Here is a 9,624-nt window from a genome sequence, read left to right on the forward strand (position 1 = left end):
GGGTCCTCTCCCGGAGCTCAGGGGTCGGTGGTGCGGGGGTCGAGCGGCCCGTGCGGGCGAGGGAGCCGTGCGCCAGCGCGACGCGTCGCCGGGGTCCTCGGGCGGGTGCAGGCTCAGGCCGGGCAGGAGCGCCCGGGGGCCCTGGACGGTGCGGTACCGCGCGCGGGCCTGCTCGGTGGGCGGGCGTCCCGCCGCGCCTCCCGAGCCTCGCGGTCCTGCGTGCGCCGAGCGCATGCTCCAGCACCCAAACGGTCGTCCAGCACCACCGTCAAGCCGCTCTCAGCCCGCGCACAGCGCAGGTGACGCGACCCACCCTCTCGCGGGACCCGGCCGTGGAGCGGGGGACGGGTGCGCGCCGCCCGCCGCGGTTGCCGACGCCGGTCCCCCACCGCAGGATCGGTCGTACGACACCGCAGGCCCAGGACCGCGGCCGCGCGCCGTGCTCCGCCCGCGGGCGCGAGAGGAGAGCTCCGATGACCACGCAGCACGAGGGACGAGTCGCACCGGAGCGAGGGGGACGCACGATGAGCGAGCGCCGCAGCACCACGAAGGCCCAGACCGCCCCCGACCCCGAGGACCCGCGCAAGCCCGACGACCCGACGGACATGAGCAAGCCGGGGTGGAAGTACTCGCTCCGACTCCGCACGGTGACGGGAGTTCGGCCACGACCAGTGCACCGACCTGGCCGCGGCGCTCACCTACTACGGCGGTGCTCGCGATCTTCCCCGCGCTCATCGCGCTCATCTCCGTGCTCGGCGTGTTCGGGCAGGGCAAGAGCACGACCGACGCGCTCGTCGAGGTCGCCGGAGGGCTCGTGCCCCCGAGGAGACGACGAACACGATCAAGGAGGTCATCGACGGGCTGCAGACCAACCAGGGGGCCGGCCTCGGCCTGGTCCTCGGCCTCGCGCGGGTGCCCTGTGTGTCCGCCTCGGGCTACGTCGGGGCGTTCAGCCGCGCGATGAACCGGATGTACGAGATCGACGAGGGACGCCCGATCTGGAGAGCTGCGTCCCGCGATGCTGCTGGTGACGCTCATCAGCGTGATCCTCACCGCGATCGGCGCGCTCATCCTCGCGGTCAGCGGGCCCGTGGCCCAGGCGATCGGCGACGCGGTCGGGCTCGGCGACCAGGCCGTGACGATCTGGAACATCGCGAAGTGGCCGGTGCTGCTCGGGATCGTCATCGTGGTCATCGCGATCCTGTACTACGCGACCCCGAACGTCCGGCAGCCCAAGTTCCGCTGGATGAGCACGGGCGCGCTCATCGCGATCGTCGTGTGGGCGCTCGCGTCGGCCGCGTTCGGGTTCTACGTCGCGAACTTCGGCAGCTACAACAAGACGTACGGCTCTCGCTCGCGACCGTCATCATCTTCCTGCTCTGGCTGTGGATCACGAATCTCGCGCTGCTGTTCGGCGCCGAGTTCGACGCGGAGGTCGAGCGCGGGCGCGAGCTCGAGGCCGGGATCGCCGCCGAGGAGGATCGATCCAGCTGCCGCCGCGCGACACGCGGGCCAGCGACAAGAAGGCGAAGAAGGCCGAGAAGGACGTGGAGGACGGCCGCTCGCTGCGACGCCGCCGGGCCGCCGAGCTCGAGGCGGAGGGCAAGGGGCCGTCGAGCGGGGACGCCGACGGCGAGCAGGGACGCGCGGTTGGCGACACCCGCCGGGAGCGCGCCGCTGACCCCCGACCCCGGCGTGCGGCTCCTGCTGCTGCCGACACCCACCTGCCGACCCGTGCGCGCGACCTCCCGGCGGAGGTCTGGGCGGCGGTCGCCGCGGCGGACGTCGTGCTGCACGCCGGGGGACTGGTTCGACGTCACGCTCCTCGACGCGCTCGAGCAGCGCTGCGCGCGGCGGCTCGTCGGCTGCTGGGGCAACAACGACGGGCCGGCCCTGAGGGCGCGCCTGCCGAGGTCGCCCGCGTCGAGCTCGGGGGGCTGTGCGTCGGGGTCGTGCACGAGACGGGGCGCCTCGACCGGCGCGCGAGGCCCGCGCGCCGACGACGCGGCCTACCCGGACTTCGACGTGCTGGTGTTCGGGCACAGCCACATCCCGTGGGACACCACGACGCCGCCACGCGCACGGCTCCGGCTGCTCAACCCGGGCTCGCCGACCGACCGCCGGCGCCAGCCCGCGTGCACGTACCTGACGGCGCGGGCGCAGGACGGCGCGCTGCACGACGTTCGAGCTCCACCGGCTGCCGGTGCGCGCCGCACGCTGACCGGCACCCGTCGCCCCGTCCCGGGCGGACGACGCCCGGGGCCGGCCGACCACGCTCAGATGCAGCGAACGCCGGCTCCGGCCCGCGACGGCCGCTGTGAGGATCGCGTCGATCGCGAACGCCGACGCGTGCGCGAGGTCGACCGCCTCGGGGTCGAGCAGCCACTGGACCTGGAGCCCGTCCATGACGGCGAGCACCGCGGCGGCGGCGGCGTCGAGCTCGCGGTCGGCCGGCGGGTCGTCGGGGTCGCACACCTCGCGCAGGGCGGCACCCACGTCGGCGCGCAGCTGGGTGTACCGGTGCCGGAACCAGTCCTTCGCCGGGTGGCCCTCGGTGACCGACTCCGCGGAGAGCACCGCGTACGTCTGGACGATCCCGGCACGGTCGGCGTTGAGCCGCGCGGTCGTCACGAGGTGCCGGAACAGGTCGAGGCCGCCCGGGATGTGCTGGCCCTCGAGGTGCTCGACGTCCGTCTTGTCGCGGAAGTCGAGCATCTCGAGGAGCAGCAGGTCCTTGGACCCGAAGTGGTGGAGGACCCCCGCGTGCGTCATGCCGACCTGGTCGGCGATCTCCGCGAGCGAGCCGTTCTTGTACCCCCGGCTGCCGAACGTGGTGATGGCGGCGCGCAGGATGTCCTCGCGCCGTCGGGCGGTCTCCTCGCGGGGCCGCTGGGCGCGTCGTGGCGCACGTGTCGACATGACCGTCACCATACTGTGACCCACGTCATTACTGACAGGTTAGTAATGCATGCTTCGATGGCTTCTGTCCGGCGACGACGCCCGCATCGGAGACCCTGTGACGACCACGCACTCCCCCGCCGCGCCCGGCTCGGAACCGGGCGGGACGACCTGGCGGTACGACGACGCGTACCAGGTGCTCGCCGCCGAGGCCGACGCGGTGCGCCTCGAGGTCGACGTCACCAACACCGGCCCGCGGCGCGGCACGGCGACCGTCGAGGTGTACCTCGAGGCGGAGCCGGTCGACGGGCTGGACCGCCCGGAGCGCTGGCTCGCCGGGCACACGACCGTGACGGCCGAGTCCGGGACCCGCACCGCCGCGACCGTACGGCTGCCCCGGCGCACGTTCGAGGTCTGGGACGCGTCCCGCCGCCTGTGGACCACCCCGCCCGTGCGGTACCGCGCACGCATCGGTCGCTCCGTGCGCGAGCTGCCGCTGACCGTCGAGGTCGTGCCCCTCGGCGTCCCCACCGCGCGCCTCGGTGGCGCGGGCACCGGGCGCGCCCGGCGCTGAACCCCCGCCCGGCACCCGCCCGCGGGGGCTCGGCAGTCGCACCGCTCCGCGCGGGGCGCCGTCACCGGCGCCCAGCCCCGGCCGCCCGCCTGCACCCGGGCGTCCGCGGCGTCGCGCACCGGGGACCGGTCAGAGCCGGGCCTCGAAGCGCGCGGTCAGCAGAGCCTCCGGCCGCGACGACGGCCCGACGAGCACCTCGAACGCCCCGGCCTCGACGACCCGGTGCCCCGCCGCGTCCACGACGGTGCACGCCGCGACGGGGAGCGTGAGCTCGACGGTCTCCGCCGCGCCGGGCGCCACCTCCACCCGCCGGTACGCCTTGAGCTCCCGGTCCGCCCAGCTCACGGACGCCACGGCGTCGCGCACGTACAGCTGCACGACCTCGTGGGCCGGGCGCTCCCCGACGTTGCGGACGGTGACCCGGGCGCGGACGGTGTCGTGGACCGTGTACGCGTCCGCGTCCAGCCGCAGGTCCTCGTAGACGACCTCGCTGTAACCGAGGCCGTGACCGAAGGGGAACGCCGGCCGCTGCGTGAGGTCGGCGTACCGGTCGCCGTGCTGGCCGCGGATCTGGTTGTAGTACGTCGGCTGCTGACCGACGTGCCGGGCGAACGAGACCGGCAGCCGGCCCGCCGGCTCGACGACGCCGAGCAGCAGCTCCGCCAGCGCCTGACCGCCCTGCATGCCGGGGTTCGCGGCCCACACCAGGGCGCCTGCGCGGTCGGCGGACGCGGGCAGCACCAGCGGCTTCGACGCCAGCAGGACGACCACGGTGGGCGTCCCCGTGGCCACGACGGCGTCGAGCAGCGCGACCTGCGACCCGACGAGCTCCAGCGTCGCGGTCGAGCGCGCCTCCCCGACGAGCTCGATGCGGTCACCGACGACGACGACGGCGACGTCCGCCGCGGCCGCGGCCTCGACGGCTGCGGCGAGCTGGTCCTCGTCGACCGGCGCCGGGACGACGACCGGCCAGCGCGGCTGCCCGTCGGGGAACCGGTCCCCCTCGGGGTCGGGCTCGAGCGTGAGGATCTCGGCGCCGCGGGCGTGGTCGACGGACCAGTCCACCGGGACCGTCGCCCGCAGCCCGTCGAGCACGGTGCGGATCATCGAGCGGGGGTGGCCGTCCGGCATCCAGTCCACCTGGCCCGAGCTGCCGGCCCAGTCGCCGAGCTGCGCCTGCGCGTCGTCGGCGAGCGGCCCGAGGACCGCGACGCGCCGGGCCGGGCCGTGCCCGACCGCGCGGCCCGTGGCGTCCGTGGTGCCCGGCGTGAGCGGCAGCACGCCGTCGTTGCGCAGCAGCACCAGCGACCGGCGGGCGACCTCCAGGTTCAGCGCCGCGTGCTCGGGCGCGCCGACGCACGCACGGATGCGCTCCGCGTCGGGCACGCGCGGATCCTCGAACAGCCCGAGCTCGAACTTGAGCGTGAGGATGCGGGCGGCGGCGCGGTCGAGGTCCGGCTCCGCGAGCAGGCCGCGGTCGACGGCCTCCAGCGCGCCCTCGAAGAACCGGGGCGTGGCCATGATCATGTCGTTGCCGGCCCGCACCGCGGCGGCGGCGGCGTGGGCGAGGTCGGGCTGCACCTTCTGCTCCCACACCATGCGGCCCACGTTGTCCCAGTCGGTGACGAGGATGCCGGTGTAGCCCCACTCGCCGCGCAGCACCTCGGTGAGCAGCCACTCGTTGACGGTGATCGGCACCCCGTCGAGGGTCTGGTAGCCGAGCATGAACGTGCGGCACCCCTCCCGGGCGACCCGCTCGAACGGCGGCAGGAACCACGAGCGCAGCTTGCGGTGCGAGAGGTCCGCCTCGCTCGCGTCCCGGCCGCCCTGCGTCTCGGAGTAGCCGGCGAAGTGCTTCGCGGAGGCGAGCACGGCGGTCGCGTCGCCGAGCCCGCCGCCCTGGTACCCCCGCACCATCGCCGAGGCGAGCTCGCCGATGAGGAACGGGTCCTCGCCGAACGTCTCGTCGACGCGGCCCCACCGCAGGTCACGGGCGATGCACAGCACCGGGGAGAACGTCCAGTGGATGCCGGTCGCGGCGGCCTCGACGGCGGTCGCACGGGCCACCCGCTCCACGAGCCCGGCGTCCCACGCAGCGGCCATGCCCAGCTGGGTCGGGAAGATCGTCGCGCCCTCGAAGAACGAGTGGCCGTGGATGCAGTCCTCCGCGACCAGCAGCGGGATGCGCAGCGGCGTGCGGGCGACGAGCTCGTGCTGGCGCGCGAGGTGCTCGGGCGACGCGTGCAGGATCGAGCCGACGTGGCGCTCCAGCACCTGGTCGTCGATGCCCTCGCGCGCGTCGAGCTGCATCATCTGCCCGACCTTCTGCTCCACGCTCATGCGGGAGACCAGGTCGGCGACGCGCTCGTCGACCGGCAGCGCCGGGTCGAGGTAGGGGGCGGTGCCGACGTCGGTGGCGGTCACGCGTCGTCCGAGGTGGACGTCGTGGTCCGCACGGCCGTCACCGGGTCGTTGACGTCGAGGCCCCGCCTCTTCATGGCGCGGGCGCGCTCGCCGGCGGACCGCAGGCGCGGGTTGACGTACTCGTCGATCCCGAAGTTGATGAGCGACAGCGCCACGCCGATGGCGGCGATGCACAGCCCCGGCGGCAGGAACCACCACCACTGGTTCTGCCGGAACGCTCCCTGGGCGCCGGCCCAGTTCAGGATCGTGCCCCAGTTGTAGGTGTTCACCGGGATCACCCCGATGTAGGAGAGCGTCGTCAGGCCGAGGATCGCGGCGGTCACCGTGCCGACGAAGCTCGCCGCGATGAGCGCCATGAGGTTGGGCAGCATCTCGTTGCCGATGATGCGGCGCAGCGGCTCGCCGTTCGCGCGGGCGGCCTGGACGAAGTCGCGGTTGCGGAGCGACATCGTCTGCGCGCGCAGCACCCGGGCCCCCCAGGCCCAGCCCGTGAGGCCCAGCACGGCAGCGATCACCACGAGCGGGGGGTCGTCGAACATCGAGGCCACGATGATGATCAGCGGCAGCCCCGGGATGACGAGGAAGACGTTCGTCAGCGCCGAGAGGCTCTCGCTGCGCCAGCCGCGCAGGTAGCCCGCGACGACCCCGACGACGACCGCGATGATCGTCGCCATGATCGCGGCGAGGAAGCCGACGACGATCACGCCGCGCGTGCCGTGGACGACCTGGCTGAGCACGTCCTCACCGAGGTGGGTCGTGCCGAGCCAGTGCTCCGCCGACGGCGGCTGCAGGCGCGCCGTGTTGTCGACCTTGGTGGGCGAGTACGGCGCGAGGACGTCCGCGAGGATCGCGACGAGCACGAAGAACCCGAGGATCGCCAGGCCGGTGATCGACTTGCGGTTGCGGAACATCGCGAAGGCGGACGCCAGGCGGACGCGGACCGTCGCCCTCGGACGCGGTGCGCGCACCGGGGCGAGCTCGGGCGCCGGCTCCGTGCGGAGGTCGGTGGTCATGGTTCAGGCCTCCGTCTGGCGGGTGCGAGGGTCGAGGAACGCGTAGGCGACGTCGGCCAGGATGTTGGCGACGAGCACGGACAGCGTGATCACGAGGAACACGCCCTGCATCAGGGCGTAGTCCTTCGCGTTGGTGGCGTCCAGGAGCAGCTTCCCGACGCCGGGGTAGCTGAAGACCATCTCCATGACGATGGTGCCGCCGACGATGAACCCGATCGAGAGCGCGAAGCTCTGGATCTGCGGGAGCACGGCGTTGCGCGCGGCGTAGCGCCAGAGCACGCGGCTGTTGGGCAGGCCCTTGGCCTGCGCCACCGTGACGTAGTCCTCGTCGAGCACCGTAAGCATCATGTTGCGCATCCCCAGCATCCAGCCGCCGAGCGAGGCGATCACGATGGTCACCGCGGGCAGCGTGCCGTGGTGGACGACCTGGCCGATGAACTCCGCCGACCACTCCGGCCGCATCCCGACCCCGTAGGCCTTGCCGATGGGGAACCACCCGAGGTTCACCGAGAACAGCGCGATCCCCAGCAGCCCCAGCCAGAAGTAGGGGATCGTCGCGAGGAACGTGGTCACGGGGATGAGCGCGTCGAGCCGGCTCCCCCGGCGCCAGCCGACGATCGCGCCGCCGACGGTCCCGATCGCGAACGAGACGACGGTCGCGAAGCCGACGAGGCCCACGGTCCACGGCAGCGCCTGGCTGATCACCTCGGTGACCGGGCGCAGGCCGTGCAGCAGCGAGACGCCGAGGTCGCCCCGAAGCAGCAGGGCCCAGTAGTCGACGTACTGCTGCACGAGGGTCTTGTCGGTGTCCAGGCCGAGCAGCGACCGCAGCGCGTCGGCCGCCTCGGGGCTGACGTTGCGGTTGCGGGACAGGTACTGGTCGACCGCGTCGCCCTTCATCATGCGCGGCAGGAAGAAGTTGATCGTGACCGCGGCCCACAGGGTGAAGAGGTAGAACGCGGCGCGCCCGGCGAGGAACCGCCACGGGATACGCGAGCGGCCCTTGACGGCGGTGGTCGCCGTGGTGCCGACCTCGAGGGCGTCCTGGGTGGGCATCGCGGGCTGGACGGCGGTCACAGCGCACCTCCGAGCGAGCCGGACAGCGAGGCGAAGTGCGCCTCGGGGTCGGGGGACGCCGCGCGCAGCTCCCGGGTGTAGGGGTCCTGCGGGCGGAGGATGACGTCGTCGGCCGGGCCGCGCTCGACGACCCGTCCCTGGTTGAGCACCATGATCTCGTCGCTGAAGTGCCGGGCGGTCGCCAGGTCGTGGGTGATGTAGAGCACGCCCAGACCCTCCTCCCGCCGCAGGTCGGCGAGCAGGTTGAGCACCCCGAGGCGGATCGAGACGTCGAGCATGGAGACCGGCTCGTCGGCCACGAGGAGGCGCGGCCGGGAGGCCAGCGCCCGGGCGATCGCGACGCGTTGCCGCTGGCCGCCCGACAGCTCGTGCGGGCGGCGGTCGACCACCACGTCGGGGTCGAGCCGCACCCGCTCCAGCAGCCGCCGCACCTCGTCCTCCTGCTCGGACCGGGGCACCACGTCGTCGAGGCGCAGCGGTCGCTCGAGGTGATAGCGCACGGAGTGGTACGGGTTGAGCGACGCGAACGGGTCCTGGAAGACCATCCGCAGCTTCTGGCGGTACGCCCGCAGCCCGGCCCCGCGGCGCGGGATCGGCTCCCCGTCGAGGCGGACCTGCCCGCTCGTCGGCGTCTCGAGCTGCGTGAGGATCTTCGCGATCGTCGACTTGCCGCTGCCGGACTGGCCGACGAGCCCGATCGTCTGACCGGACGTCAGGGTGAAGCTCACGTCGTCGAGCGCCTTGATCTGGCCTGCGCCACGGACCGCGTAGGTCTTGGTGACGCCGTCGAACTCCAGGACGGTCATCGCGCGACCACTCCTCTTTCTCCGGTCAGGCGGGGGAAGGACGAGAGCAGCGTCTTCGTGTACTCGTCCCGCGGGCTCGTCCAGATGTTCTCCGCGGTGTCGAGCTCGACGATCTCCCCCGCGCGCATGATCGCGATGCGGTCGCTGATCTCCAGCAGCAGCGGCAGGTCGTGCGTGATGAAGACGACGGTGAAGCCGAACCGGTGGCGCAGCTGGGAGACCTGCTTGAGGATCTCGCGCTGCACCAGGACGTCGAGCGCGGTCGTCGGCTCGTCCATCACCATGAGCTGCGGGCGCAGGGCGAGCGCCATCGCGATCATCACGCGCTGGCGCATGCCGCCCGACAGCTCGTGCGGGAACGAGCGCCGGCGCTGGCGGCCGACCTTGACGATCTCGAGCACCTCGTCGACGGCCTCGCGCCGCTCCGCCCGGGACATCGACGGGCGGTGCACCTGGAACACGTCCTCCAGCTGCGACCCGACGGTGGCCACGGGGTTCAGCGCGTTCATCGCCCCCTGGAAGACCATGGAGATCTTGTCCCAGCGGAACCGGCGCATCTGCTCGGCGTCGAGGCGGTCGATCTCGATGTCCTCGCCCGAGCTGTCGTGGAAGACGACCGAGCCGCTCGTGATGACCGCGGGCGCCTTGAGCAGGCGCTGCAGCCCGTACGCGAGCGTGGTCTTGCCGCAGCCACTCTCCCCGGCGAGCCCGAGGATCTCGCCGCGGCGGAGCTCGAGGGTGACGTTCTTCACCGCCTCGACGGGGGGTTCGACGTCGTACACGACGGAGAAGTCGCGGACGCTCAGCAACGAATCGCGCATCAGTGCGGGCT

Annotated in this window: 6 protein-coding genes and 3 pseudogenes; 3 read left to right on the forward strand and 6 right to left on the reverse strand. The window is 73.1% G+C overall.

Going from position 1 to position 9,624, the window contains the following annotated elements:
* Window positions 1-524: 524 nt before the first annotated feature.
* Window positions 525-1,607 (forward strand): annotated as a pseudogene (locus tag NXY84_RS12000) (YihY/virulence factor BrkB family protein); the annotation flags it as partial.
* A gap of 127 nt (window positions 1,608-1,734) precedes the next feature.
* Window positions 1,735-2,103 (forward strand): annotated as a pseudogene (locus NXY84_RS21870) (hypothetical protein); the annotation flags it as partial.
* Between the two features lie 195 nt (window positions 2,104-2,298).
* Here the strand turns inward: NXY84_RS21870 and NXY84_RS12010 are convergent.
* Window positions 2,299-2,919 (reverse strand): annotated as a pseudogene (locus tag NXY84_RS12010) (TetR/AcrR family transcriptional regulator); the annotation flags it as partial.
* A gap of 97 nt (window positions 2,920-3,016) precedes the next feature.
* Here NXY84_RS12010 and NXY84_RS12015 point away from each other — a divergent pair.
* Window positions 3,017-3,472, forward strand: a complete 456-nt coding sequence (locus NXY84_RS12015; RefSeq protein ID WP_258723325.1) for a fibronectin type III-like domain-contianing protein — start codon at window positions 3,017-3,019, stop codon at window positions 3,470-3,472.
* Between the two features lie 129 nt (window positions 3,473-3,601).
* Here the strand turns inward: NXY84_RS12015 and NXY84_RS12020 are convergent, their stop codons facing one another.
* The 5 genes from NXY84_RS12020 to NXY84_RS12040 are packed head-to-tail and all read right to left on the reverse strand — an operon-like array spanning window position 3,602 to window position 9,613.
* A complete protein-coding gene (locus NXY84_RS12020; RefSeq protein ID WP_258723326.1) occupies window positions 3,602-5,896 on the reverse strand; it encodes a glycoside hydrolase family 3 N-terminal domain-containing protein in 2,295 nt (764 codons plus the stop codon).
* Window positions 5,893-6,909 carry an ABC transporter permease gene (locus NXY84_RS12025; RefSeq protein ID WP_396126209.1) on the reverse strand — a complete coding sequence of 339 codons (1,017 nt, stop codon included), beginning with the start codon at window positions 6,907-6,909 and terminating at the stop codon, window positions 5,893-5,895. Before NXY84_RS12025 ends, NXY84_RS12020 begins: the two co-directional genes overlap by 4 nt.
* Before the next feature lie 3 nt (window positions 6,910-6,912).
* Entirely contained in the window at window positions 6,913-7,986 is a 1,074-nt protein-coding gene (locus NXY84_RS12030; protein WP_258723327.1) for an ABC transporter permease, read from the reverse strand.
* Entirely contained in the window at window positions 7,983-8,792 is an 810-nt protein-coding gene (locus NXY84_RS12035) for an ABC transporter ATP-binding protein (protein ID WP_258723328.1), read from the reverse strand. Before NXY84_RS12035 ends, NXY84_RS12030 begins: the two co-directional genes overlap by 4 nt.
* Complete coding sequence (locus NXY84_RS12040) at window positions 8,789-9,613, reverse strand: ABC transporter ATP-binding protein (RefSeq protein WP_258723329.1); 825 nt, start codon at window positions 9,611-9,613, stop codon at window positions 8,789-8,791. The genes NXY84_RS12035 and NXY84_RS12040 overlap by 4 nt, the downstream gene beginning before the upstream one ends.
* Between the last annotated feature and the right edge of the window lie 11 nt (window positions 9,614-9,624).

Source organism: Cellulomonas sp. NS3 (assembly GCF_024757985.1).
Lineage (GTDB): Bacteria > Actinomycetota > Actinomycetes > Actinomycetales > Cellulomonadaceae > Cellulomonas_A.

Coding starts and splice junctions, on each gene's coding strand:
- NXY84_RS12025 (WP_396126209.1), bottom strand. CDS start 6,909: ATGACCACCGACCTCCGCACGGAGCCGGCGCCCGAGCTCGCCCCGGTG.
- NXY84_RS12035 (WP_258723328.1), bottom strand. CDS start 8,792: ATGACCGTCCTGGAGTTCGACGGCGTCACCAAGACCTACGCGGTCCGT.
- NXY84_RS12040 (WP_258723329.1), bottom strand. CDS start 9,613: ATGCGCGATTCGTTGCTGAGCGTCCGCGACTTCTCCGTCGTGTACGAC.